This window comes from Neorhizobium descurainiae (assembly GCF_051400715.1).
GTDB lineage: Bacteria > Pseudomonadota > Alphaproteobacteria > Rhizobiales > Rhizobiaceae > Neorhizobium.
The window spans coordinates 1-25,476 of record NZ_JBLFFK010000010.1 but is presented as its reverse complement, the minus strand read 5'-3'; the positions used below and the strand labels follow the sequence as shown (position 1 = coordinate 25,476).

The following is a 25,476-nucleotide window of genomic DNA, read 5'->3' as shown; positions in this document are numbered from 1 at the left end:
ATCAGATCATGCCCTTGCGGGCTTCGGCCTTCAGCTTGGCGATTTCGCGCAGCGCGTTTGCGAGGACGTCCGGCGTCTGTGCGCCGCTCACCGCATACTGCCCGTCGATGATGAAGAAGGGCACGCCGGTGACGCCCATCTTCTGCGCAGCGTCGATTTCGGAAAGCACGGCGTCCTTGTCGGCCTCGGTCTTCAGCAGGTTCTCGACGACCTTGCGATCCATTCCAGCCTTCTCGGCGATATCGGCGAGGACCGCGTGGTCGCCGACATTGCGGCCTTCCTCGAAATTCGCTTTGAAGAGCGCAGTCGCGACCTTGTCTTGGATTTCGCGGCCTTCCATCATCGCCCAATGCAACAGGCGGTGCGCGTCGAGCGTATTGGGGCCGATCTTGATCGCCTCGAAATTGTAGCGGATGCCGACCTCCTCTCCGAGCTTTCTCAGCATCGCATGAGCGCGTTCCACTGCATCCTTGCCGCCGAGCTTGGCGGCCAGATCGGCCTGATGGTCGACGCCCTCCGGCGGATGGTCGGGATTGAGCCGGTACGGCCGCCAGTTGATATCGACGCCCACCTCGTCCTGCACGTCGGCGACGGCGAGATCGAGCCGCGCTTTGCCGAGATAGCACCAGGGGCAGACGATATCCGAGACGATGTCGATGGTTACGCGCTCCATGGCGGCGTCCTTTCTTCGGGAAGAGCCGAAAGAGACCGGAATCATTGCGCGCGTTTGTCCCACCAGGTGTTGAGCTGGTAGCCGTAAAGCGGCAGTGTCTCGGGATAGCCGATATAGCTGCGCCGCGCCACCCATTGTTCCGGTATGTGGTAGAGGGGTACCATATAATGGCCGGAAATCAGCATCCGGTCATAGGCCCGCACGGCTGCCTCGAAATCCTCCTTGCTGCGCGCCGTCAGCATCGCTTCGATCAGCCTGTCGAGGTCGGGATCGGCCGTGCCGGCGAAATTGAAGCTGCCCTGCGCATCGCGCGCCGCGGAGCCCCAGCGCCCCAGCTGTTCTACGCCCGGCGAAAGCGATGCCGGATAGGATTTCATGATCATGTCGTAGTCGAACTTGAAGGATCGCGCTTGGTATTGCGCATCGTCGACGGTGCGGATTGCCATCTCGACGCCGATCATCTTCAGCGTTCGCTGATAGGCGATCGCCAGTTTCTCCTGGTCTATCGTCTGGGTCATCACTTCGAAGGCGAACGGCCTGCCGGAGGCGTCCGACATCCTGCCGTTCTTGATCGTATAGCCGCCCTTTTTCAGAAGCTCGACCGCCTCGCGCAGCACTTTGCGATCCGCGCCGGAGCCGTCGGTCTTCGGCAGGCGATAGGTTCCATTGAATACGGCCGGCTCGACCCGGTCCTTGGCCGTCCCGAGGATCTTGAGCTCCCGCTCGCCGGCAGGCTTGCCGAGCGAGGTGAGGGGGGAGTTCTGCCATATGCTCTCGGTGCGGGTATAGGCCCCTTCGAACAGGTTCCTGTTGGCCCATTCGAAATCGAAGGCAAGCGACAGGCCGGCCCGCACGTTCACGTCGGCAAAGATCGGCCGGCGGGTATTGAAGACGAAACCGAGCATGCCGGTCGGCAGTTGCGGCTTGAAGGCATCCTTCACCACGTCGCCGTTGCGGACCGCCGGGAAGTCGTAGGCGCGCGCCCAGTGGGTCGGGCTCCCGTCGGGATAGATGTCGATTTCACCCTTCTTGAAAGCTTCGAACAGCGTGTTTTCCTGCAGGAAATATTCGACCGTGATCTGATCGTAATTGTCGAAGCCGATTTTGGAGGGAATGTCCTTCCCCCAATAATCCGGGTTGCGCTCGTAGACGATGCGCTCTCCGGGCGAGACGGATTTCACACGATAGGGGCCGGAGCCGACCGGGGGTTTCAAAGTCGACTGGTCGAACGTGGCCGGGTCGATGGCGTGCTTGGGCAGGATCGGCGTCGCCGTCGCGAGAATCAGCGGGGATTCGCGATCGGCCTTTTCGTTGAACGTGAAGCGGACGCTGTGTTCGCCGAACTTTTCCATCTTCTCGACGGTCGCCAGCCGGTTCGAAAAGGGGATGCGGCCTTTATCGCGCAGAAGCTCGAACGTGAAGATCACGTCGTCGGGGGTCACCGGCTGGCCATCCGACCATTCGGCTTCGGGATTGAGATTGAACTGAACGAAGGTGCGGTCCTCATCCCATTCGACGCTTTCGGCGAGGAGGCCATAAAGCGAGAAAGGTTCGTCGGCGGAGCGAACCATCAGCGTCTCATAGATGAGGTTTCCGAAGATCGTGTCCCACACCCCTCGGGCAGTCGTACCCATGCTTTTCAGGATGAAGGGATTGAGGCTGTCGAACGTTCCAACGACGCCATAGGTCACTCTGCCGCCCTTCTTCACGGCCGGGTTCACGTAGGTGAAGTGCTTGTAGTCCGGGGCGAGCGCCGGACTGCCGTGCATGGCGATCGCGTGCAGCGGTTCGGCGATTGCGGGCGTGCTCATCAGGAGTGCGGCGATGACGGGAACGAAGCGTCGCATGGGTCTCATGGCGGTGGAATCCTCACTGATTCGCCCGCAAAATAGCGCATGCCGGCAGGGCCACCAACCGCGGCAACGCGCAAAAAAGTGATCGCAGGCGTTAACGTCTTGTCAAAAATGCGAAAGGAGGGCTGGATATCGGCGCGTGCCCGATGTAACAGGGTGGCCGGACGGGCGGGTCATTCAAATGCCTCATTTGACCGACAGGTGACGGGCAGGAATGACACCCCGAGGGATTTGACCGGCGTCGGCCGCACCCAACGGATTTCAGGAGACGGATTTCGTTATGATGTTCAAGGCAACCCAAGTTCTGCGGACGGCAATGTCCGTTCTCGCTCTCTCGATCGGCGCGAGCACGCTGCCGGTTGCAGCCCTTGCACAGGATGCCGCGGCTCCGGCCGCCAGTGCTCCGGGCGCTCCGCTCGGCTGGTTCAAGACCTGCACCAAGCAGGACGACAGCGACCTCTGCGTCGTGCAGAATATCATCGCTGCCCAGAACGGCCAGCTGATCACGGCAGTCGGCCTGATCACCGTCGAAGGCAAAGTCAACCGCAAGATCCTGCAGGTTTCCGTGCCGACCGCGCGTCTGGTGCCGCCCGGCATCGTCATGCAGATCGATGGCGGCAAGGGACAGAAGCTCGACTATGTCGTTTGCCTTCCGGACAAGTGCACGGCGGAAGTGCCGCTGACCGATGCGATGATCGCGAGCCTCAAGAAGGGCAACGAAGTGATCCTCACCTCGATCAACTTCCGTCGCGCGCCGAACCCGATCAAGATTTCGCTCTCCGGCTTCACGGGGGCTTTCGACGGGCCGGCCATGCCGCAGGAGCAGATTGCCCAGAGCCAGCGGAGCCTGGAAGAGGGCATGCAGCGCAAGGCCGAAGAGACGCGCAAGAAGCTGGAAGACGCCCAGAACGCCGCCAAGCAGGGCCAGTAATTCGGGCTAAGCCCGGAAGCGAAGCCCGGCCTCGTGCCGGGCTTTTCGATTCCGGACGCAAAAAAGCGCCGGCTGGAATGCCGACGCCTTCGAAGCCGACGGTGGATCGGATCAGTGGGCCAGGATGATCTTGGGCTTCAGCTGGCCGGACGGACCGCGATCGAAGATCTGATAGACCTGCGGGTTGCGCAGCGGTGCGTCGCTCTCGTCATGCTCCAGGTTCTGCTCCGAAACGTAGGCGACATATTCCGTCTCGTCATTCTCCGCAAGGAGATGGTAGAAGGGTTGGTCCTTGCTCGGCCGGATTTCGGCGGGAATGGCATTCCACCATTCTTCGGTATTGGCGTATTCCGGATCCACATCGAACACGACGCCCCGAAACGGAAAGACCTTGTGGCGGACCACTTCTCCGATGGTAAATTTAGCGTTGCGTTGTTTCATGGTGCGATGTCCTTTCGCAGCCTAATGTGGGAATAAAATTCTCCGACATCAAGAGAGTAATGCGGGCGCGCGCCCATCGTTCCACCGGATAGACTTAAGGACTTCCAACTCTTCGCGGTTCTGCTGCGGCAGATATCACGCCGCAGAGAACGTCGAGACGCGCATGTTCGGCGAGGGGTAGGCGTACCGGAGGACGTGAGAAAGGCAAGGCCCCAAAATGACGAACGGCGGGCTTTTGCACCCGCCGTTCCGGAGAAGGAGGCGCGGCGAACCGCGCCCGATCGGGCTCAGGCCGAATAGTACATGTCGAATTCGACCGGATGCGGCGTCATTTCGAAGCGCATGACTTCCGTCATCTTGAGCTCGATATAGGCATCGATCTGGTCGTCGTCGAAGACGCCGCCGGCCGTCAGGAACTTGCGGTCGCGATCGAGGTTGTCGAGCGCCTCACGCAGCGAGCCGGAAACGGTCGGGATCTTCTTCAGTTCCTTCGGCGGCAGGTCGTAGAGATCCTTGTCCATGGCCTTGCCGGGATGGATCTTGTTCTTGATGCCGTCGAGGCCGGCCATCAGCATGGCGGCGAAGCCGAGATAGGGGTTAGCCAGCGGATCGGGGAAACGGACTTCCACGCGCTTCGACTTCGGACCGGAGCCGAACGGAATGCGGCACGATGCCGAACGGTTGCGGGCCGAATAGGCCAGGAGGACCGGCGCTTCGTAACCCGGAACGAGACGCTTGTAGGAGTTCGTGGTCGGGTTTGTGAAGGCGTTGATCGCCTTGGCGTGCTTGATGATGCCGCCGATATAGTAAAGGCAGCTCTCGGAAAGGCCCGCATATTCGTCGCCCGCGAAGGTCGGCTTGCCGTCCTTCCAGATCGACTGGTGCACGTGCATGCCCGAGCCGTTGTCGCCGAAGATCGGCTTCGGCATGAAGGTCGCGGTTTTGCCATAGGCGTTGGCGACCTGGTGAACGACGTATTTGTAGATCTGGATCTTGTCGGCGTTGCGCACCAGCGTGTCGAACTTAACGCCGAGCTCGTGCTGGGCGGCGGCCACTTCGTGGTGGTGCTTTTCGACGACCACGCCCATTTCGGCGAGCACGGTCAGCATTTCGGAACGCATGTCCTGGAGGCTGTCGACCGGAGGAACCGGGAAATAGCCGCCTTTGACGCGCGGACGATGGCCGAGATTGCCGGTCTCGTAATCGGTATCGTCGTTGGAGGGCAGTTCGGAGGAGTCGAGCTTGAAACCGGTATTGTACGGGTCGGCCTTGTACTTGACGTCGTCGAAGACGAAGAACTCCGGCTCGGGGCCGACAAAGACGGTGTCGCCGATGCCGGAAGCCTTCAGATAGGCTTCGGCCTTCTTGGCTGTGCCGCGCGGATCGCGGTTATAGGCTTCGCCCGAAATCGGATCGAGGATGTCGCAGAAGATGACCATGGTCGACTGGGCGAAGAACGGGTCCATGTGAACCGTCGCCGGATCGGGCATCAGCACCATGTCCGACTCGTTGATGGCCTTCCAGCCGGCAATCGAGGAACCGTCGAACATGACGCCGTCGGCGAACATATCCTCGTCGACCGACGCAATGTCCATGGTGACGTGCTGCAGCTTGCCGCGCGGGTCGGTGAAGCGCAGATCCACGAACTTGACGTCGTTTTCCTTGATTTGTTTCATGATTTCGCTTGCGCTCGTCATATGACCTTCCTCGATGTAAGATGACGATTGTGAGACCCGGGCCGGCGGCCGTAAGGCGGATTAGATGGCGTCTATACCGGTTTCGCCGGTGCGGATGCGGATGACTTCCTCCACATTGGAGACGAATATCTTGCCGTCCCCGATCCGTCCAGTCTGCGCGGCATTCCGTATGGCTTCGATGACCGCATCGGCATTCTCGTCCGCCAGGACGACCTCGACCTTCACCTTCGGCAGAAAGTCGACGACATATTCCGCGCCGCGATAGAGCTCGGTATGGCCCTTCTGACGGCCAAAACCCTTGGCCTCGGTCACGGTGATCCCCTGCAAGCCGACTTCCTGAAGGGCTTCCTTCACCTCGTCGAGCTTGAAAGGCTTGATGATCGCTTCGATCTTTTTCATGAGAAACTATCTCTCCGCTTCTCCCTTGAAGCAGGCCTCTACCCGCTCGGCCATGCCAATGCAGATATCGTGCCAAACTCTGACGCCACATTCAAAAAGATAATGTGATTTTGCATCAATTCCCTGCATAAGCGAGGGCCCCGTGGCAAAAATGTTTCCGCTTTGCCGGATATTGTGCGTTGCGGTGCAAAAATCGGATTTTTTTGACGATTTTCTGAAAGTTGAGATCGTGCAAATGTTGATGGAGTCATGAATTTATTTTAAGCATTTGCATAAATTTTAATCGATACGGGCGTTCGGAACGACGCTTGTTTTCTGATCGTCTTTCCGTTCAATAGCGAAGATGAACCTTTCGCTCGATCATATCCTTTTGACCCCCGATGCGATGGCCGCAGCAGACGCTGCCTCGGCCCGGTCCGGCATTCCGTCCTTCGACCTGATGGAGCGGGCAGGGCAGGCGGTGGCAGCGGCCGCGCTTCGGCATTTCCCCGGCGCGCTCCGCTTCGCCGTGCTGTGCGGCCCCGGCAACAATGGCGGCGACGGCTACGTCGCCGCCCGGGTGCTTGCCGAATCCGGTGCAGCCGTCGCCCCCTTTCATATCGGCGATCCGGGAAAGCTGAAGGGCGATGCCAAACAGGCGCGCGACCTCTGCCGCCTGCCATCCGAGCCGCTGGAAAAATACCGGCCGAAGACTGGCGACGTGATAGTCGATGCGCTGTTCGGTGCTGGTCTCACGCGCGCCGTACCCGATATCGTCTCGGATGTGATCCGCGCGGTAGATGATCTGGATATCCCCGTCCTTGCGGTCGATCTTCCCTCCGGCCTCTGCGGACGGCGGGGCGTGCCGCTCGGCGCCGCCTTTCAGGCAAGGCACACGATTACGTTCATGACCCGCAAGCCCGGTCATCTTCTGCTGCCGGGCAGAGCGCTGTGCGGCGATGTCGAAGTTTTCGATATCGGCATTCCGGCCCGCATCGTCCGATCCGTCGCCGGGAAGGTCAGAGAGAATGCGCCGGCGCTGTGGCGCGATCTTCTGCCGGCGCCGGCAGAGGACACTCATAAGTACCGGCGGGGGCATCTGGCGGTCTTTTCAGGGCCGGCCGGGCGGACGGGAGCCGCACGGCTTTCAGCAATGGCGGGCCTGAAGGCAGGCGCGGGGCTCGTGACCGTCGCGTCCCCCGGCGATGCCATGCCCGTCAACGCCAATTCGCTCACCGCGATCATGCTGCATCAGGTTGATACGGTCGGCGATCTCGAAGACTGGCTGCAGACCGCAAAGCTCGCCGCCTTTGTGCTCGGACCGGGGTTTGGTATCGGAGAGAGGGCCCGGAAGTTCGCGCTGGCGCTGAAGGACCGGCCGCTGGTGCTCGATGCCGACGGCATCACATCTTTCAAGGACAACCCGCCGGAACTGTTCGATGCCTTCGCGCCTGGCAAAACCCGTTTGGTGCTGACGCCGCATGAGGGCGAATTTTCCCGGCTCTTTCCCGATCTCGCCGCCGACGAAAACCTGAGCAAGGTGGAAAAGGCGGCAAAGGCCGCCGAACGCGCCCATGCCGCGATCGTCTACAAGGGCGCCGACACGGTGATCGCAAGCCCCGATGGCCGCGCCTACATCAACGCCAACGGCCCGCCCTGGCTGGCGACGGCCGGCTCCGGAGACGTGCTCGCCGGAATGATCGGCGCGTTGCTGGCCCAGGGCATGCCGGCTTTCGACGCCGCCGCCGCGAGCGTCCATCTGCATGGCGAGGCGGCCAAGCGGGCGGGCAGGGGCATGACGGCCGAAGACCTTGCCGCCCATGCGGGTGTGAGCCTCGGCGTTTAATTCTTGCCTTCCAGCAACTCGCGCATCGCGATCGCGCCATGGGGCGCATTCACCTTGCCTTCATGGATGAAGAAGGCAAAGACATCGCGCCGCTTATTCTCGACCTTGCGGGCTGCATCGATCAGCGGCAGGTCGTCCGGCACGCCGCCCTCCGCCCAGGTTTCAAGCCGCTTCGCCCAGGCCTTCATATCCTTTTCCGGATAGCAGGTCTTGATGTCGTCAGAACCCTTCTGCAGACGGGCGTAGACGAAATCCGCCGTCACGTCGGCGATCATCGGATATTCGAAATGATCGGCGCAGACCGGTGCGATATTGTATTTGGAAAGCAGCGCGACGAATTCCGGCACCTTGAAACTGTCGTGGCGGACTTCCACCACATGAGTCAGGTTCAGCCCGTCCAGCTTGTTCGGCAGCAGTTTCAGAAAGGCTTCGAAATCGTCCGGCTCGAATTTCTTGGTCGGCGCGAACTGCCAGAGCAGCGGGCCGAGATGGTCGCCAAGCTCCGTCAGGCCCTGGCCAAGGAACTTCTCAATCGACTCCCCCGCTTCCGCAAGAATCTTGCGATTGGTGGTGAAACGGCTCGCCTTCAGCGAAAAGATGAAACCTTCCGGCACGTCGGCCGCCCATTTGGCGAAGGTTTCGGGTTTCTGCGAGCCGTAATAGGTGCCGTTGACCTCGATGACCTTGAGCTTGCTCGCGGCATATTCGAGCTGCTTCTTCTTCGGCAGTTTTTCCGGATAGAACGTGCCTTCCCACGGCTCGAAGGTCCAGCCACCGATGCCCGTCCGAATAGTGCCGGCTTTCGTCATAAACTCCTCCCGATGCGGACGACTATTCCGCCGCTTCCACCTTCTTGGCCGGCCGGCGTTCCAGCAATTCCTTGAGGAACTGACCGGTATAGGACCGCTTTTCCTTGATGATCTGTTCGGGCGTACCGGTCGCGACGATCTCGCCACCGCCGGTGCCGCCTTCCGGACCGATGTCGATGATCCAGTCCGCCGTCTTGATGACTTCGAGATTGTGCTCGATCACCACCACGGAATTGCCCTGGTTCACCAGTTCGTGCAGCATTTCCAGGAGCTTGGCGACGTCGTGGAAATGCAGGCCGGTCGTCGGCTCGTCCAGGATGTAAAGGGTGCGGCCGGTCGAACGCTTCGACAGTTCCTTGGCTAGCTTGACGCGCTGCGCCTCGCCACCTGAAAGCGTATTGGCCTGCTGGCCGACCTTGATATAGCCGAGGCCGACATCGAAGAGCGACTGCAGCTTGTCGCGCACCGCCGGCACCGCCGAAAAGAACTCGACGCCTTCCTCCACCGTCATGTCCAGCACGTCGGCGATCGACTTGCCCTTGAAGGTGACGTCCAGCGTCTCGCGGTTGTAGCGTTTGCCGTGGCAGACGTCGCAGGTGACGTAGACGTCCGGCAGGAAATGCATCTCGATCTTGATGACGCCGTCGCCCTGGCAGGCTTCGCAGCGTCCGCCCTTGACGTTGAAGGAGAACCGGCCGGGCTGATAGCCGCGCGCCTTGGCCTCCGGGAGCCCCGCGAACCAGTCGCGGATCGGCGTGAAGGCGCCGGTATAGGTCGCAGGGTTGGAGCGCGGCGTGCGGCCGATCGGCGACTGGTCGATATCGATCACCTTGTCGATGAACTCGAAACCGTCGATCCGGTCGTGTTCCGCGGGAATTTCGCGGGCACCCATGACGCGCCGGGCCGCCGCTTTGTAAAGCGTCTCGATCAGGAAGGTGGATTTTCCGCCGCCCGAAACCCCCGTCACCGCCGTGAAGACGCCGAGCGGCACGGATGCCGTGACATTCTTCAGGTTGTTGCCGCGTGCGCCGAAAACCTTGATCTCCTTGCCCTTCTTCGGCTTGCGGCGCTCGTCCGGCACCGGCACGCCGAGTTCGCCCGAGAGATATTTGCCGGTCAGCGATTTCGGATTGGCCATGACCTCGTTCGGCGACCCCTGAGCGACAACCGTGCCGCCATGGACGCCGGCTGCCGGCCCTATGTCGACCACGTAGTCGGCCGTCAGGATCGCGTCCTCGTCATGCTCGACGACGATCACCGTGTTGCCGATGTCGCGCAGGTGCTTCAGCGTATCGAGCAGCCGGGCGTTGTCCCGCTGGTGCAGGCCGATCGACGGTTCGTCGAGCACGTAGAGCACGCCCGTGAGGCCCGAGCCGATCTGCGAAGCGAGCCGGATGCGCTGGCTCTCGCCGCCGGAAAGCGTGCCGGAATTTCGGGACAGACTGAGATAATCAAGGCCGACATCGTTCAAAAAACGCAGACGCTCGCGGATCTCCTTGAGAATGCGCACCGCAATTTCGTTCTGCTTGGCGTTCAGTTCGGCCGGCAGCACTTCGAACCAATCGCGCGCCGCCTTGATCGACATTTCGGTGACTTCGCCGATATGCAGCTTGTTGATCTTGACCGCAAGCGCTTCCGGCTTCAGGCGGTAGCCGTTGCAGGCCGGGCAGGGGGCGGCGGACATGTAGCGTTCGATATCCTCGCGCGCCCAGGCGGAATCCGTCTCCTTCCAGCGGCGTTCGAGGTTCGGCACAATGCCTTCGAAATTCTTCACCGTCTTGTAGGAACGGGCACCATCGGCATAGTGGAACTCGATCTTCTCCTCGGTTCCGTGCAGGATCGCTTGTCTCGCCTCCTCGGAAAGCTCGTTCCAGCGGCTCGAGAGCTTGAAGCCGAAGACCTTGCCGAGCGCCTCCAGCGTTTGGTTGTAATAGGGCGATGCGGATTTCGCCCAGGGCGAGATCGCCCCGTCGCGCAGCGTGCGGGCAGGTTCCGGCACGATCAGCGCCTCATCGACCTTCTGCTGCGAGCCGAGACCGTCGCAGGTCGGGCAGGCGCCGAAGGGATTGTTGAACGAGAAGAGCCGCGGCTCGATCTCGGGAATGGTGAAGCCGGAAACCGGGCAGGCGAATTTTTCCGAAAACAGCACGCGCTCATGCGTCTCGTTGAGCGACTTGTTGGCCGAGCCGCCGGCTGCGGTCTCTTCCGGCGGCAGCGGCTTGTCGGCGAATTCCGCGACCGCCAGCCCGTCGGCGAGCTTCAGCGAGGTTTCGAGACTGTCGGCCAGGCGCGCGCCGATATCGGACCGCACCACGAGACGGTCTACCACCACGTCGATATCGTGCTTGTATTTCTTGTCGAGCGCCGGAACGTCGGCGATCTCATAGAACTGGCCGTCGACTTTGACGCGCTGAAACCCCTTTTTCATCAGGTCGGCGAGTTCCTTCTTGTACTCGCCCTTGCGGCCGCGGATCATCGGGGCCAGGATATAAAGGCGCGTTCCCTCCTCGAAGGCAAGCACGCGGTCGACCATCTGGCTCACCGTCTGACTTTCGATCGGCAGGCCCGTCGCCGGCGAATAGGGCACGCCGACGCGGGCGAAAAGCAGGCGCATGTAGTCGTAGATTTCGGTGACCGTGCCGACGGTCGAACGCGGGTTGCGCGAGGTCGTCTTCTGCTCGATCGAAATCGCCGGCGAAAGCCCGTCGATCTGATCGACATCCGGCTTCTGCATCATCTCCAGAAACTGCCGGGCATAGGCCGACAGGCTTTCCACATAGCGCCGCTGACCCTCGGCATAGATCGTGTCGAAGGCGAGCGACGATTTGCCGGAGCCGGAAAGGCCCGTCATGACGATCAGCGAATTGCGCGGCAGATCGAGATCGATGCCCTTCAAATTGTGCTCGCGCGCACCACGTATGGAAATGGTCTTCAGTTCACTCATCGTCATACTCATCGGGGAGGATTGAAGGTCCTTATGTAGTGATTGATGCGCGCCTGTCGAGACGAAACTGCTGCGATGCAGCGCCGTTCCGAGTCGGTTGACAGCACTATAGGAATAAATTAGAACAAATAAAGAACAAATTTGCCTGTGGATTAAAAATCATGGGCGCCCAACGGATCGGGCCGATGGGTTAAAGTGATGGGATTGGTTCAAGGCCGTGGGATGCGGCGGACAAGGTGAGAGTTATGGCTGGTAGCGTGAACAAGGTCATCCTGGTGGGAAATGTCGGGGCCGATCCGGAAATCCGCCGCACACAGGACGGCCGGCCGATCGCCAACCTGCGAATTGCGACTTCCGAGACCTGGCGCGACCGCAATTCGGGCGAGCGCCGTGAGAAGACCGAATGGCATACTGTCGTCGTCTTCAACGAAGGCCTCTGCAAGGTCGTCGAGCAATATGTGAAGAAGGGCGCCAAGCTTTACATCGAGGGCCAGTTGCAGACCCGCAAGTGGCAGGACCAGAGCGGCAATGACCGTTACTCGACGGAAGTGGTGCTGCAGGGCTTCAATTCGACGCTGACGATGCTGGATGGCCGTGGCGAAGGCGGCGGCGATCGCGGTGGTTACGGCGGCGGTGGCGGCCGCATCGGCAATGATTTCGGCGGCGGCGACGATTTCGGTGGCGGAAACGACTACGACCGCCGGCCGTCCGGCGGTGCGAGCCGCGGCGGCAGCCAGCCGCCGGCCGCCGGGGGCAATTTCTCGCGCGATCTCGACGACGATATTCCGTTCTAATCCGGTCTAGCCGCAGAACTCATTTGCGTTTTGACATTCGGGGAAGTGTTTGCGATTTCCCCGAATGGTTTTCAGGCGGCCGCTTTGTCAGCCAGCATGGCCACCATCACGTCGGATTGCGACAGGATGCCGACCAGCTTGTTGTTCTCCCGCGTCACCGGCAGGTAGTGCAGGCCTTCCTCGGCGAAGATGATCATCGCGTTGGCGATCGGTGTATCCGGGCGGACGGTTTTCACCGGCGTCGTCATGATGTCCTTTACCGTGTCGTTCGGAGCGCTGGCGCCGGACAGCACGAGGCGGAGCCGCTGGCCGAAGCCGATCTTCGGCCGTCCGTTGGTCCAGCGCGCCTTGTCCAGAAAATCCGTCTGGGTGACGATGCCGACCACTTCGGCGCGGTCGTTGGTGACCGGCAGGGCCTTGAAATGGTGGGAGCGCATCAGGTCGTGTGCTTCCTTCAGCGTATTGTCGGGCGCCACGGCCACCACGTCGCGGGACATGATGCTGGCGCAGTCGAAATGGCCGGCGCGCCGGCGATAGGATCGCAGCTCCGTCCGCCGCAGGATCGTTTCGAGATCGTCGCGGTCGATGTCGAGGAATTCGTCATATTCCTTCAGCACCTCGTCCAGATCGGCGGAGGTGAAGCCGATCCGCTGGATCGGGGCAAGGTCCCTGGTACCGTGGTCCGTCGATAGCTTGACTGCATGCGGATAGGCGCGGCCGGTCAGATTGTTGAAGATCAGCGCCAGCACCACGAGAGCCAGCGAATTGCCGGCGACCGGCCACAGCACGAAACCGTAACCTAATTCATGGATGGCCGGCCCGCCGAGCACGGCGGTGAGCGCGATCGCTCCGCTCGGCGGATGCAGGCAGCGGAACGTCATCATCGCAGCGATCGCCACGCCGATCGCCAGCGCGGATGCCAGGAACAGGTCGCCGATGAGCAGAGCAGCCGTCACACCGACCAGCGCTGCGATCGTGTTGCCGCAGAGGATCGACCAGGGTTGGGCGAGCGGGCTCGACGGGACGGCGAACAGCAGCACGGCCGAGGCGCCCATCGGTGCGATCAGGGCCGGAAGCGACGCGTCCGCCCGCAAAGCCAGGCTGCCCAGCAGACCGGTCACCAGGATGCCGGCAAGCGCGCCAAGCGCGGCGCGCAACCGTTCCCTTGCGCTGACGGGTGGGGTTTCCGGCAAGAGTCGGCGCAGGATGGGGCGCATTGATGCAAAACCTTCGATTCCGTTCGGTGCATCGGCTTTTAACAGAAAACACCGCTCCGTCATGGGGTTCTTGCAGCTTTCAGAGATTGAACGCGGAGCGCACACCGTCGACCACGAACTGGACGGAAAGCGCAGCGAGGATGACCCCGAGCAGGCGGGTGAGGATGGCCCGGCCGGTGACGCCGAGGAAGCGGTCGAGGCGCTCGGCGATCAGCAGGGTCACGTAGACGAGCGCCATGATCAGCGCAATGACGCCGATCAGCAGCGCCCGGTCGGCGGGGCCGGGGAAAGTGCCGGCGAGCAGCACCGTGGCGGAGATCGCGCCCGGCCCGGCGATCAAGGGCAGGGCGAGCGGAAAGACCGCGATATTATGAATATGGTCGATGGTGATTGCCGCCTGGGAAGTCTTTTCCTTCCGCTCCTGGCGTCTTTCGAAGACCATTTCGAAGGAGATCCAGAAGAGCAGCATGCCGCCTGCGATGCGGAAGGCGCCGATCGAAATGCCGAGAAGCCCGAGCACGCTCGAACCGAAGAGCGCGAAGACCGCCAGTATGCCGAAGGCGATCAGCGAGCCGCGGAAGGCGACCTGGCGGCGCTGAGGTGCCGTCATGCCGACGGTGAGGCCCAGGAAGACCGGTGCGAGCCCTGGCGGGTCGAGTGTCACGAGCATCGTCGTGAGCGCATTGATCAGCATGTCAGGCGTCGCCATGTCTTCCCCCGTCCGGCTGCAGTTCTTGCAGTCTCATGCGAAGATTGTTAGGACAGGTGTGCGGTTTAGGGAAGCCTGCAACGGGCTTTCGAAAATAAGGCGGCATCCTGCCAAAGATGCCTGGAAAACACCGCAAAAGCTGTTCAAAACCACTGTGGAAATTGGCGCTCGGAACCGCTTTCCGCTATAAGACAACCAACTGATTCCGAACAGAGATCGTGATCCGATTTGACTGAGCAAAGCACACCCGGCGGCGGAAAGCTGCCTCCAGGCATCGAACCCATTTCCATCATGGAAGAGATGCAGCGGTCCTATCTCGATTACGCCATGAGCGTGATCGTGAGCCGCGCCCTTCCGGACGTCCGTGACGGATTGAAGCCTGTCCACCGGCGCATCCTTTACGGCATGTCGGAACTCGGCATCGACTGGAACAAGAAATACGTCAAATGCGCCCGTGTCACCGGAGACGTGATGGGTAAATACCATCCCCACGGCAACCTGGCGATCTATGACGCGCTCGCCCGCATGGCGCAGGACTGGTCGCTCCGCCTGCCGCTGATCGACGGCCAAGGTAATTTCGGCTCGATCGACGGAGACCCTCCGGCGGCCGAGCGTTATACCGAATGTCGCCTTGAGAAGGCGGCCCATTCTCTGCTCGACGACCTCGACAAGGAAACCGTCGATTTCCGCGACAACTATGACGGCACGCTCTCCGAGCCCGTCGTGCTGCCGGCGAAGTTTCCGAACCTGCTCGTCAACGGCGCGGGCGGCATCGCCGTCGGCATGGCGACCAACATTCCGCCGCACAACCTTTCGGAGGTCATCGACGGCTGCATCGCCATGATCGACAATCCGGCGATCGAATTGCCGGAGCTGATGCAGATCATCCCCGGTCCTGATTTCCCGACCGGCGCCCTGATCCTCGGCCGTTCCGGCATCAGGGCGGCTTACGAGACGGGCCGCGGCTCGATCATCATGCGCGGACGGGCGACCATAGAGCCCATGCGCGGCGACCGGGAGCAGATCATCGTCACCGAGGTTCCCTACCAGGTGAACAAGGCCGCGATGGTCGAGAAGATCGGCGAACTGGTGCGCGAGAAGCGTATCGAGGGCATTTCCGACCTGCGCGACGAGAGCGACCGCCAGGGCTACCGCGTCGTGGTCGAGCTGAAGCGCGATGCCAACGCGGAAGTGATCCTCAATCAGCTTTACCGTTATACGCCGCTGCAGACCTCGTTCGGCTGCAACATCGTGGCGCTGAACGGCGGCAAGCCGGAACAGCTCACCCTGATCGACATGCTGAAGGCCTTCGTGTCCTTCCGCGAGGACGTGGTGAGCCGGCGCACGAAATACCTGCTGCGCAAGGCCCGCGAGCGGGCCCACGTTTTGGTGGGCCTGGCGATTGCGGTTGCGAACATCGACGAGATCATCCTGCTGATCCGTCGTGCGCCCGATCCGCAGACGGCGCGCGAACAGTTGATGACCCGTCGTTGGCCGGCTCAGGATGTCGAGGCGCTGATCCGCCTGATCGACGATCCGCGCCACAAGATCAACGAGGACGGCACCTACAATCTTTCGGAAGAGCAGGCGCGCGCCATCCTCGAACTGCGCCTTGCCCGTCTCACCGCTCTCGGCCGGGACGAGATCGGCGACGAGCTGAACAAGATCGGCGCCGAGATCAGCGATTATCTCGATATCCTGTCGTCGCGCCTGCGCATTCTGCAGATCGTCAAGGACGAGCTGGCCGCCGTGCGCGACGAGTTCGGCACGCCGCGCCGTACCGAGATCATGGAAGGCGGTCCGGATATGGACGATGAGGACCTCATCGCCCGCGAGGACATGGTCGTCACCGTATCGCATCTCGGCTATATCAAGCGCGTTCCGCTCGGCACCTATCGGGCCCAGCGCCGCGGCGGCAAGGGCCGGTCCGGCATGGCGACGCGCGACGAGGATTTCGTCACGCGCCTGTTCGTGGCCAATACCCATACGCCGGTGCTGTTCTTCTCCTCGCGCGGCATCGTCTACAAGGAGAAGGTCTGGCGCCTGCCGATCGGGACGCCGCAGTCGCGCGGCAAGGCGCTGATCAACATGCTGCCGCTGGAAGCCGGCGAGCGCATCACGACGATCATGCCGCTGCCCGAGGACGAAGCGACCTGGGATAATCTGGACGTCATGTTCTCGACCACGCGCGGCACCGTCCGGCGCAACAAGCTGTCGGACTTCGTTCAGGTGAACCGCAACGGCAAGATCGCCATGAAGCTCGAGGAGGAGGGCGACGAGATCCTCTCCGTCGAGACCTGCACGGGGCCGAATCCCGATCTCAACGAGCCCGGCGACGACGTGCTTCTGACGACGGCGCTCGGCCAGTGCATACGCTTCCCTGTGGACGACGTCCGCGTCTTCGCCGGCCGCAATTCGATCGGCGTGCGCGGCATCACGCTCGGCGAGGGCGACCGCATCATCTCCATGACCATCGTCGGCCATGTGGATGCGGAGCCTTGGGAGCGTGCAGCCTATCTCAAGCGCTCGGCCGCCGAGCGGCGCGCCGCGGGCGTCGACGAGGAGGATATCGCGCTGGTCGGGGAGGAGGTCACCGAAGGGGGACAGCTTTCCGACGAACGTTACGAGGAGCTGAAGGCACGCGAAGAGTTCGTGCTGACGGTCTCGGAAAAGGGGTTTGGAAAGCGTTCGTCCTCCTACGATTTCCGCACCTCGGGCCGTGGCGGCAAAGGCATCCGTGCCACCGACACATCCAAGACGGCGGAGATCGGCGAACTGGTCGCCGCTTTCCCCGTCGAAGAGAACGACCAGATCATGCTCGTTTCCGATGGCGGCGTGCTGATCCGCGTGCCCGTCAACGGCATCCGTATCGCCAGCCGCGCGACCAAGGGGGTCACGATCTTCTCCACCGCCAAGGACGAGAAGGTGGTCTCGGTCGAACGCATCAGCGAGCCGGAAGGCGATGAGGAAAACGGCAACGGTCTGCCGGAAGAGATCACGGCCGAGACTGGCGATCTGGGTGCCGCTCCGGAAGAGGGCCCGAATGACGAGGGGGTGGCTGAATAAGCCGCACCTCTTTCGGCAGATGAACGAACTGAAAAGCCGGAGGACGAAAGTCCTCCGGCTTTTGTTTGAACCGGGCGCGACGGGAATCTGCGAACCGGTCCGCTACTGTGAAAATCGTCAGAATGCGCTGTGGCGGCGCGCGAAATCCCTGAAATCCTTCATGTCTTCGCGCTCGCGGCGAAGCTCGGAAATCGTGGAGGCCACGGATGCCACGAACATGATGCTGATTAAACCTGCCAGTACAGTCAACGTCACGAACATGGTCATCCCTTCTTGTTCGTATCCGCCTCAGTAATAGGAAAGATCGGTATAACGACCCGTTACCTGCGGATAATTCAAATCTGTCAACTCGGATTTATCTTGATAAAGGGTTACTGTTGCCGTCAGCATCACAGCGATCATTGCCGTCCATACCAGATTGATCATGGTGATCTTGTCCGGCATGATCGTTTTCCTTTTCGCGATCATCTCCGTCTGTCCTTCTTGTTTGCCTGAACGCGCGCCGCGCAAACAGGTTCCACCGCATTTTGAGAGAAACTTATCCGGCTTGCTCTGAAGCGTCCTTGAATGCTTCGTTCATCTGGCGTTCAGAATTCGAACCGTTTCACGGCTCTTCCGGAGCGAGGAAGAAAAGCACGACCTCGATGAAAAGTGACAAGGCAACAGCGCCTATCACCACCACGGCCAGCATCTTCCTGTTGTTCTCCCGCGATACGGACGGGTCTTCGTGCCCGCCACGATGCCTATGAAACCATAGCGCCGCTGAAACGCCCTTGAACGGGCCGTTCATCTCTCGTTCAGAATAGGAGCCTTGCGGCGGCGGAACTTCCGTGACAAAAGGCGCAGAAAATATCCGCTGAAACAGGTCCGGACGCCGGCATGACCACTGCTTTTTACCCGGGTTCTTTCGATCCGATGACGAACGGTCATCTGGACGTGCTCGTGCAGGCGCTGAATGTCGCCGACAAGCTCATCGTCGCGATCGGCATTCATCCAGGCAAGGCGCCGATGTTCTCGTTCGAGGAAAGGGCGGAGCTGATCCGTGCCTCGCTCGAAGAGGTATTGCCCGGGCGCGCGGACAGCCTTTCCGTCGTCGCCTTCGACAGGCTGGTCGTCGATGCAGCCCGCGCCAGCGGTGCGACGCTGCTGATCCGGGGCTTACGCGACGGCACCGATCTCGACTATGAGATGCAGATGGCGGGCATGAACCGGCAGATGGCGCCGGACATCCAGACCGTCTTCCTGCCGGCGGGCGTCGCCACCCGCCCCATTACCGGCACATTGGTCCGGCAGATCGCTGCCATGGGCGGCGATGTCAGCGCCTTCGTACCCGGCGCAGTCCTCGCAGCCCTCAATAGCAAGCTGAAACGCTGATCGTTTCCGAACCCCGGAGTTCCCATGAAACTGTTTCGTCTCGCCGCCGTTGGCGCATTTGCTCTCGCTTCGATGATCCTACCATCCGTCGCCGCGTCGGCCGACACGCTCACCGTCCAGCTCAAGGACGGGCCTGTGGTGATCGAGCTCATGCCGGACGTGGCGCCCAAGCATGTGGCGCAGGTCGAGGCGCTCGCGGCCAAGGGCGCTTACGACAACGTCGTCTTCCATCGTGTGATCGACGGCTTCATGGCGCAGACCGGTGACGTTCAATTCGGCAAGGAAGGCGGTCCGAGCTACAATCCGGCCCGCGCCGGCACGGGCGGCTCCGACCTCCCGGACCTGCCTGCCGAGTTCTCGAAAGTGCCGTTCGAACGGGGCACCGTCGGCATGGCGCGCGCCCAGGATCCGAATTCCGCCAATTCACAGTTCTTCATCATGTTCGACGAAGGTGCTTTCCTGAACGGCCAGTATACGGTCATCGGCAAGGTCGTGTCGGGCATGGAATTCGTCGACAAAATAAAGCGCGGCCAGGGCCCCAACGGCGAAGTGACGGACCCCGACAAGATGATCAAGGTCTCCGTCGGCAAGAAGTAATGAACCAAGGCGTTAAGTCGGACGACATGTCTGCCGCCTCGAAAGGAGAAGCAAATGGCCGAGATCAAGGATCCGGAAAACACCCTCATCATGGAAACCACCAAGGGCAAGGTCGTCATCTCGCTCCTGCCTGACCTGGCGCCTGGCCACGTCGCCCGCATCAAGGAGCTTGCCCGCGATAAAGCCTATGACGGCGTCGTTTTCCACCGCGTCATCGCCGATTTCATGGCTCAGACGGGGGACGTGAAGTTCGGCAAGCAGGGCGCCGAAAGCTTCAACCCGGCCCGCGCCGGCATGGGCGGCTCGGACAAGCCGGACCTGAAGGCGGAATTCTCCGCTGTTCCGCATGTGCGCGGCACCTGCTCCATGGCCCGCTCGCAGAACCCGAACTCGGCCAATTCGCAGTTCTTCATCTGCTTCACGGATGCCCCGTGGCTGAACAAGCAGTACACGGTCTGGGGCCAGGTCATCGAAGGCATGGACAATATCGACCAGATCAAGAAGGGCGAGCCGGTCAAGGATCCGGATTCCATCGTGTCGCTTCGTGTTGCCGCGGACGTCTGATCCGATCTGAATTCATGGCCCGCTCCGTCTCTCGGCGGGGCGGGTTTCGCTTTTCTGGAAGTTTAAGCCCGAATGCGTGTCGATCTGTTCGATTTCGATCTGCCGGAGGAAAGCATCGCGCTGAGGCCCGCGAGCCCGCGCGACAGCGCCCGGCTGCTTGTCGTCCGGCCGGATGGTGAGCCTGTTCTTTCCGATCATCGCGTATCGGAGCTGCCCGGCTTTCTGAAATCGGGCGATGCTCTGGTCTTCAACGATACCAAGGTCATTCCCGCCCAGCTCGAAGGAATTCGCCACCGGGAAGGGGCGGGCGGTCAACAGGTTTCCGCAACGCTCCACATGCGCACCGCGCCGGATGTCTGGAAAGCCTTCGCCAAGCCGGGAAAACGCATCAAGATCGGCGACCGCATCGAGTTCGGTCCCCAGTCTGGCTATGCCGGGAGCGCCTGCCTTCTCGGTTCGCTTGCTGCGACCGTCGAGGAGAAGGGCGAGGGCGGCGAGGTGACGCTGCGCTTCGACCTGTCCGGCCCGGCGCTTGACGAGGCGATCATGGCGGTCGGCCATATGCCGCTGCCGCCCTATATCGCCGCCAAGCGGCCGGAAGACGACCGGGACCGCAAGGATTATCAGACCATTTACGCCCGTGAGGAGGGCGCCGTCGCGGCCCCGACGGCCGGTCTGCATTTCACGCTGGAACTCTTCGCCGCGCTCGACGCCGCCGGCATCGAACGGCATTTCGTCACGTTGCATGTCGGGGCGGGCACCTTCCTGCCGGTGAAGGCAGACGACACGACAGAGCACAAGATGCATCAGGAGATCGGCTATGTCGGCGCCGAGACGGCCGCGCGGCTGAATGCCGTGAAGCGAAGGGGCGGGCGCATCGTATGCGTCGGCACGACCTCGCTGCGCCTGATCGAAAGCGCTGCCGCCGAGGACGGCACGATAAAACCTTGGAGCGGCCCCACTGGCATCTTCATCACGCCCGGCTACCGTTTCAAGGCCGTGGACATGCTGATGACCAACTTCCATCTGCCGCGCTCGACGCTGTTCATGCTCGTTTCGGCCTTTTCGGGGCTTGAGACGATGCGCTCGGCTTACGCCCACGCGATCGAAGCCGGCTACCGCTTCTATTCCTACGGAGATTCGAGTCTCCTTTTCCGGACCGACAAATGACCGAAACCTTCCAGTTCAATCTCAAGAAGACCGACGGCGGCGCGCGCCTCGGCGAGATCAGCATGCCGCGCGGAACGATCCGCACGCCCGCCTTCATGCCGGTCGGTACGGTCGGCACCGTCAAGGCGATGTATCTCGACCAGGTGCGCGATACCGGCGCCGACATCATTCTCGGCAACACCTATCACCTGATGCTTCGGCCCGGAGCGGAACGCGTCGCGCGCCTCGGCGGGCTTCACAATCTCATCCGCTGGCCGCATCCGATCCTCACCGACAGCGGCGGCTTCCAGGTCATGTCGCTGTCGGGTCTGCGTAAGCTCGACGAAAAGGGGGTCACCTTCAAGAGCCATGTGGACGGCAGCCTGCACCACATGTCGCCGGAACGCTCCATCGAAATCCAGGGCCTGCTCGGCTCCGACATCCAGATGCAACTCGATGAATGCGTGGCGCTTCCCGCCGAGCCCAAAGAAATCGAGCGCGCCATGGAATTGTCCTTGCGTTGGGCCGAGCGCTGCAGGATCGCTTTCGGCGATCAGCCCGGCAAGGCCATGTTCGGCATCGTCCAGGGCGGCGACCAGCCGGACCTGCGCATCCGTTCCGCCGAAGGTCTGAGGGAACTCGACCTTAAAGGCTATGCGGTGGGCGGCCTCGCCGTTGGCGAACCGCAGGACGTCATGCTGAAGATGCTGGAAATCACGCTGCCGGTGCTGCCTGCGGAAAAGCCGCGCTACCTGATGGGTGTCGGCACGCCGGACGATATCCTGAAATCGGTCGCGCGCGGTATCGACATGTTCGACTGCGTCATGCCGACCCGGTCCGGCCGTCACGGCCTTGCGTTCACGCGCCGCGGCAAGGTCAACATCCGCAACGCCCGCCATGCCGAGGATCTGCGGCCGCTCGACGAGGAATCGGCATGCCCGGCGGCGCGGGACTATTCCCGAGCCTATCTGCATCACCTCGTCCGCTCCGACGAGGCGCTCGGCGGCATGCTGCTCTCCTGGAACAATCTGCACTACTATCAGGACCTGATGAAGGGTATCCGCCAGGCGATCGCCGAAGGCCGCTTTGCGGATTTTTATGCCGAGACCCAGGAAATGTGGGCCAAGGGCGATGTTGATCCGGTCTGAGGGCGGGGGTGGTAATTAGATGCCGGTACTGGCGGTGTTGCGGATCATCCTGACGCCGTCGACCTTGTAGCTTCCGTCCATCAGCCGCATTTGGTAGATCGCGGTCCAGTCCTTGCCCTCGCGGGCGCTGATCATCACCTCCTGCAACACCATTTCGCCGCCGCCGATCAGTTTCGAGCGGCCGAAGGCGTAGTTGCCGGCGTGATAGACCGGCTCATAGCTCTTGCGCACCATGTCCAGGAACTGATCTTTGCTCGGATAAAGGCTGCGGATGCCGGGGGAGGCGAAAGAATAGGCCTTTTCCGCATCGTTGCGCAGGAGTGCGTCGATCTGGCCGGAAATGACGGCCTGAGCCTCTGCGACCGGATCTTCGGCTTTGGCGGCGGTGAAGGAAAAGAGAACGAAACTCAGAACGACGTAAAGAGATCGAACGGGCATCGGGTTTCTCCAGGAGCGGGCCCGAAGAGGCTAGCGCCTTTCCGGCAAAGGAGAAGATGGTTCGCGCGAATTTTTCCGGCGGTGCCTTTGGTTGGGCAAACGAATCTGAATGATTACAGGATGATGACACATCGGCCGAAGAGCGAGCGGAATACGCACTTTTCCGTGAATTTTCCCCCTGTGGTGGCGCAGGGCAGGGTCCCATTATCGTCGCTTGCCCGCGGCGTCCCGCGCTGGCAGGAATGCGGCCGGGAACCCTGATTCGCCCGGACTGCCATTTCGATGAAAACCCTTCTGCCGCCGGCCTTGCTTTATTTCAGCAATGCGATCCTGTTCATTTCGCTGTTCACGCGCCTGCCGGCCATCCAGGCCTCGATGGGCATAGACAAGGCGGTTCTCGGCCTCGCGCTTCTAAGTGCGCCCGTCGGTACGTTTCTCGCCCTGCCACTTGCGGGAAGGATCACCGACCGGTTCACGCCGCGGCTGACGGCATTGGTCACGCTGCCGGTCTGCGCCGTGCTGAGCCCGGCCCTGACTGTTCTTCCGGTCGGCGGCTTCGCCATCTGCTTTTTTCTCTTCGGCTTCTTCCGGACGATCTTCGATGTGGCCGCCAACATGATCTCCGCCGGCATCGAGCAGCGCACGGGCACGAAAGTCCTGGCACGCAGCCATGGCTTCTGGTCCGTGGGCCTGCTGGTCGGTTCCCTGTGTTCCGGCTTTCTGGCGGAGAGGGCGGTCGCGCCCTTTCACCAGCAGGTCATGGCCGCCGGCTTCGTCATCGCCGCCTGCCTGCTCGTGTTCTGGATAACGCCGAAGGACGTCGCCCCCGAACCGCAGATGGATCGCAAACGCCCGGCCTATGTCCTGCCGGACCGTACGATCATTCTGATCTGCGTCATGGTCTTCGGACTGTGCATCGTCGAAGGCGCGATCTATGACTGGGGCATCTTCTTTCTGCGCGAAGAACTGAAAGCCGACCCGGCGATCGCCGGCGTGCTCTATGCCGTTTTCACCGTCGGCATGGGGCTGACCAGGCTTTCCGGCGACATGCTGCGCGATAGTTTCGGACCGGTGGTCCTGGTGCGCGCCTCGGCCGTTTCGGTAGCCGCCGGCATCGTGCTTCTTGTGACGACGCCCGGACTGATGCTCGCCGGCGTCGCGCTTTTCCTGATCGGGTGCGGCGTGGCGCTCGCTTTCCCGCTGGCCGTCTCCACGACGATCACGCTCGGCAAAGGGCAGCCGTCGGAAAACCTCGCGGCGCTGGCGCTGACCCTGATGCTTTCCACCATCGGTATTCCGCCGTTGCTCGGTTTCATCGCCGAACATGTCAGTCTTGTCGCGACCTTCCTCGTGCTGCTGCCCTGCGTCGTCGTCAGTTTCCTGATGGCGCCCGTATCGGAAGGCCGCCGCCTTTCCCTGTTTTCCCGCCGCCCTTAGCTGTGGGGAAATCGGGCAGGGGGTGGTCTGCCCCTAATTGGCCATAAGAATGCATAATGGGTTGAGCCCGCGGGCCATAGCCGTTACGACAATGAAAACTGACTTGCCGAAAACAGGTGACACTGTGATCGACCCTTATGAGATGCTTGGTGTTTCCCGCGAGGCGGATGGCGCAGCCATCAAGTCGGCCTATCGCAAACGCGCGAAAACGGCCCATCCGGATGCCGGCGGCGATGTCGACCTGTTCACCAAGCTGACGACGTCCTACGAACTGCTCTGCGATCCGGTACGCCGCAAGGTCTATGACGATACCGGCTATGATCCGGAACTCGCCGACACCAAGGATCTGCAAGGGCTGGTGATCCTCGAAACACTGGTCAACGAGGTCATCCTCGACGAGCGGGAGCCGGGGAGTTTCGATCCGGTTGCCGCCATACGACGCAAGCTCACCGACAGGATCGTCAACGCGCGCTTCCATATCCTGGAGATGGAGCGCCATCGAGCCCGCATTCGCAACCATATGGACCGCATAGGCAGGAAGCCGGAGACGGATGTTCTGGGGCGCATGCTCAGATCACGCTGCGAAGCGATCGGCGAGGCGATCGGCAAGGCGGAGGCCGAGATCGAAAATATCGAGCAGGCCTACGGGATGCTGGATGGCTATTCCTACGAGACGGATGCGATCGAGATCAAGACCGCAGCCGAGTAGATGGCCGACGTCGAAATCCGTCTTGCGCCGCCAATTGCTTCAAATTTTAGCCTTAATCCATTAATTTCAAAAGGAATTTTCCATGGCTCTGACCATACGTGAGGCAATCCGTGACGATGCGGCGACGCTTCTCGGTTTCATCCGCGAGCTGGCGATCTATGAAAAAGCCGAGCATGAGGTCGCGGCGACGGTGGAGACGATTGAAGCGTCCATCTTCGGCAGGAATTCAGTGACGCAGGCTCTGATTTGCGAACGGGACGGCGAGCCGGTCGGCATGGCGATCTGGTTCTTCAGCTATTCGACCTGGCAGGCGAAGAACGGGCTTTACCTCGAAGACCTGTACGTGACGCCGACGGCGCGCGGGCTTGGCGCCGGCAAAGCCATGCTGAAGCGACTGGCCGAGATCGCACTTGAAAATGGCTGCGGCCGTTTCGAGTGGAGCGTGCTCGACTGGAACGAACCGGCCATCCATGTCTATGAAGCGATCGGCGCCGAACCGATGAGCGAATGGATCCGCTACCGGCTGTCCGGCGAGGCGCTGAAAAACTTCGCCGAGAGCTGAGAAGGGTGGGAGACATTAGCCCCGTCAAAGCTCTTGGAAATAGAACGTACCCCGGCTACATCCATGTGGGGGATGAGTTGGAATGTCCGCTTTTGCGCAAAGTAGAAATGTCACTTTTGCTGCCACACGGCATGACGACC

The 25,476-nt window shown here is 61.5% G+C and carries 25 protein-coding genes; 12 read left to right on the top strand and 13 right to left on the bottom strand.

The annotated features are described in order from the left end of the window. Nucleotide 1: 1 nt before the first annotated feature. Nucleotides 2-673 carry a DsbA family oxidoreductase gene (locus tag ACMGE0_RS17925; protein WP_436817236.1) on the bottom strand — a complete coding sequence of 224 codons (672 nt, stop codon included), beginning with the start codon at nucleotides 671-673 and terminating at the stop codon, nucleotides 2-4. Between the two features lie 41 nt (nucleotides 674-714). Beyond that, nucleotides 715-2,529: an extracellular solute-binding protein gene (locus ACMGE0_RS17920; RefSeq protein WP_436817235.1), complete on the bottom strand. Its 1,815-nt coding sequence runs from the start codon at nucleotides 2,527-2,529 to the stop codon at nucleotides 715-717. A 277-nt stretch (nucleotides 2,530-2,806) separates the two neighbouring features. On the opposite strand from ACMGE0_RS17920, the gene ACMGE0_RS17915 reads away from it, so the two are divergent. Further along, nucleotides 2,807-3,457: an invasion associated locus B family protein gene (locus ACMGE0_RS17915; RefSeq protein ID WP_436817234.1), complete on the top strand. Its 651-nt coding sequence runs from the start codon at nucleotides 2,807-2,809 to the stop codon at nucleotides 3,455-3,457. A gap of 111 nt (nucleotides 3,458-3,568) precedes the next feature. On the opposite strand, the gene hspQ is transcribed toward ACMGE0_RS17915, so the two are convergent. The 3 genes from hspQ to ACMGE0_RS17900 form a co-directional block, all read right to left on the bottom strand. Continuing rightward, a complete protein-coding gene (gene hspQ, locus ACMGE0_RS17910) occupies nucleotides 3,569-3,898 on the bottom strand; it encodes a heat shock protein HspQ (protein WP_085424411.1) in 330 nt (109 codons plus the stop codon). A gap of 287 nt (nucleotides 3,899-4,185) precedes the next feature. After that, the gene (gene glnA / locus ACMGE0_RS17905) at nucleotides 4,186-5,595 is read right to left on the bottom strand and encodes a type I glutamate--ammonia ligase (RefSeq protein WP_436817233.1); all 1,410 of its coding nucleotides are present in this window, start codon (nucleotides 5,593-5,595) and stop codon (nucleotides 4,186-4,188) included. 60 nt (nucleotides 5,596-5,655) lie between these two features. Beyond that, nucleotides 5,656-5,994, bottom strand: a complete 339-nt coding sequence (locus tag ACMGE0_RS17900) for a P-II family nitrogen regulator (protein ID WP_056326314.1) — start codon at nucleotides 5,992-5,994, stop codon at nucleotides 5,656-5,658. A gap of 343 nt (nucleotides 5,995-6,337) precedes the next feature. Here ACMGE0_RS17900 and ACMGE0_RS17895 point away from each other — a divergent pair, with 343 nt between their 5' ends. Further along, nucleotides 6,338-7,819: an NAD(P)H-hydrate dehydratase gene (locus ACMGE0_RS17895; protein ID WP_436817232.1), complete on the top strand. Its 1,482-nt coding sequence runs from the start codon at nucleotides 6,338-6,340 to the stop codon at nucleotides 7,817-7,819. Here the strand turns inward: ACMGE0_RS17895 and ACMGE0_RS17890 are convergent. Continuing rightward, entirely contained in the window at nucleotides 7,816-8,628 is an 813-nt protein-coding gene (locus ACMGE0_RS17890) for a DUF72 domain-containing protein (RefSeq protein ID WP_436817231.1), read from the bottom strand. The genes ACMGE0_RS17895 and ACMGE0_RS17890 overlap by 4 nt on opposite strands. 22 nt (nucleotides 8,629-8,650) lie before the next feature. Next, nucleotides 8,651-11,572 (bottom strand): excinuclease ABC subunit UvrA, encoded by a 2,922-nt coding sequence (uvrA, locus tag ACMGE0_RS17885; RefSeq protein WP_436817230.1) that lies wholly within the window; start codon nucleotides 11,570-11,572, stop codon nucleotides 8,651-8,653. Between the two features lie 245 nt (nucleotides 11,573-11,817). Here uvrA and ACMGE0_RS17880 point away from each other — a divergent pair, with 245 nt between their 5' ends. After that, nucleotides 11,818-12,366 (top strand): single-stranded DNA-binding protein, encoded by a 549-nt coding sequence (locus tag ACMGE0_RS17880; protein ID WP_436817229.1) that lies wholly within the window; start codon nucleotides 11,818-11,820, stop codon nucleotides 12,364-12,366. Between the two features lie 71 nt (nucleotides 12,367-12,437). On the opposite strand, the gene ACMGE0_RS17875 is transcribed toward ACMGE0_RS17880, so the two are convergent. After that, the gene (locus ACMGE0_RS17875) at nucleotides 12,438-13,583 is read right to left on the bottom strand and encodes an HPP family protein (protein ID WP_436817228.1); all 1,146 of its coding nucleotides are present in this window, start codon (nucleotides 13,581-13,583) and stop codon (nucleotides 12,438-12,440) included. 79 nt (nucleotides 13,584-13,662) lie between these two features. After that, on the bottom strand, nucleotides 13,663-14,292 hold the full coding sequence (locus ACMGE0_RS17870; RefSeq protein WP_436817227.1) for a MarC family protein: 630 nt from the start codon (nucleotides 14,290-14,292) through the stop codon (nucleotides 13,663-13,665). A gap of 228 nt (nucleotides 14,293-14,520) precedes the next feature. Here ACMGE0_RS17870 and gyrA point away from each other — a divergent pair, with 228 nt between their 5' ends. Continuing rightward, a complete protein-coding gene (gyrA, locus tag ACMGE0_RS17865) occupies nucleotides 14,521-17,358 on the top strand; it encodes a DNA gyrase subunit A (RefSeq protein WP_436817226.1) in 2,838 nt (945 codons plus the stop codon). Between the two features lie 117 nt (nucleotides 17,359-17,475). On the opposite strand, the gene ACMGE0_RS17860 is transcribed toward gyrA, so the two are convergent. The 3 genes from ACMGE0_RS17860 to ACMGE0_RS17850 all read right to left on the bottom strand — a co-directional run bounded on the left by ACMGE0_RS17860 (nucleotide 17,476) and on the right by ACMGE0_RS17850 (nucleotide 18,148). Further along, nucleotides 17,476-17,619 (bottom strand): hypothetical protein, encoded by a 144-nt coding sequence (locus tag ACMGE0_RS17860; protein WP_200883928.1) that lies wholly within the window; start codon nucleotides 17,617-17,619, stop codon nucleotides 17,476-17,478. A 27-nt stretch (nucleotides 17,620-17,646) separates the two neighbouring features. After that, nucleotides 17,647-17,802, bottom strand: coding sequence for a hypothetical protein (locus ACMGE0_RS17855; RefSeq protein ID WP_159457700.1), 156 nt, complete (start codon nucleotides 17,800-17,802; stop codon nucleotides 17,647-17,649). Nucleotides 17,803-17,962: 160 nt separating this feature from the next. Beyond that, nucleotides 17,963-18,148, bottom strand: coding sequence for a hypothetical protein (locus ACMGE0_RS17850; protein WP_436817225.1), 186 nt, complete (start codon nucleotides 18,146-18,148; stop codon nucleotides 17,963-17,965). Nucleotides 18,149-18,237: 89 nt separating this feature from the next. Here ACMGE0_RS17850 and coaD point away from each other — a divergent pair, with 89 nt between their 5' ends. The 5 genes from coaD to tgt all read left to right on the top strand — a co-directional run bounded on the left by coaD (nucleotide 18,238) and on the right by tgt (nucleotide 22,190). Further along, nucleotides 18,238-18,732, top strand: a complete 495-nt coding sequence (coaD, locus tag ACMGE0_RS17845) for a pantetheine-phosphate adenylyltransferase (RefSeq protein WP_436817224.1) — start codon at nucleotides 18,238-18,240, stop codon at nucleotides 18,730-18,732. Nucleotides 18,733-18,756: 24 nt separating this feature from the next. Next, nucleotides 18,757-19,329: a peptidylprolyl isomerase gene (locus ACMGE0_RS17840; protein WP_436817223.1), complete on the top strand. Its 573-nt coding sequence runs from the start codon at nucleotides 18,757-18,759 to the stop codon at nucleotides 19,327-19,329. A gap of 54 nt (nucleotides 19,330-19,383) precedes the next feature. After that, nucleotides 19,384-19,893, top strand: a complete 510-nt coding sequence (locus ACMGE0_RS17835) for a peptidylprolyl isomerase (protein WP_436817222.1) — start codon at nucleotides 19,384-19,386, stop codon at nucleotides 19,891-19,893. A gap of 72 nt (nucleotides 19,894-19,965) precedes the next feature. Then, nucleotides 19,966-21,063: a tRNA preQ1(34) S-adenosylmethionine ribosyltransferase-isomerase QueA gene (queA, locus tag ACMGE0_RS17830; RefSeq protein ID WP_436817221.1), complete on the top strand. Its 1,098-nt coding sequence runs from the start codon at nucleotides 19,966-19,968 to the stop codon at nucleotides 21,061-21,063. Further along, entirely contained in the window at nucleotides 21,060-22,190 is a 1,131-nt protein-coding gene (tgt, locus tag ACMGE0_RS17825) for a tRNA guanosine(34) transglycosylase Tgt (protein ID WP_436817220.1), read from the top strand. The genes queA and tgt overlap by 4 nt, the downstream gene beginning before the upstream one ends. 15 nt (nucleotides 22,191-22,205) lie before the next feature. On the opposite strand, the gene ACMGE0_RS17820 is transcribed toward tgt, so the two are convergent. After that, nucleotides 22,206-22,628, bottom strand: coding sequence for a DUF4864 domain-containing protein (locus ACMGE0_RS17820; RefSeq protein WP_436817219.1), 423 nt, complete (start codon nucleotides 22,626-22,628; stop codon nucleotides 22,206-22,208). A 282-nt stretch (nucleotides 22,629-22,910) separates the two neighbouring features. Here ACMGE0_RS17820 and ACMGE0_RS17815 point away from each other — a divergent pair, with 282 nt between their 5' ends. From ACMGE0_RS17815 to ACMGE0_RS17805, 3 genes are all read left to right on the top strand, one after another. After that, a complete protein-coding gene (locus ACMGE0_RS17815) occupies nucleotides 22,911-24,065 on the top strand; it encodes an MFS transporter (protein WP_436817218.1) in 1,155 nt (384 codons plus the stop codon). Between the two features lie 91 nt (nucleotides 24,066-24,156). Next, entirely contained in the window at nucleotides 24,157-24,774 is a 618-nt protein-coding gene (locus ACMGE0_RS17810; RefSeq protein WP_436817217.1) for a J domain-containing protein, read from the top strand. Nucleotides 24,775-24,856: 82 nt separating this feature from the next. After that, a complete protein-coding gene (locus ACMGE0_RS17805; RefSeq protein WP_436817216.1) occupies nucleotides 24,857-25,336 on the top strand; it encodes a GNAT family N-acetyltransferase in 480 nt (159 codons plus the stop codon). Nucleotides 25,337-25,476 lie beyond the last annotated feature (140 nt).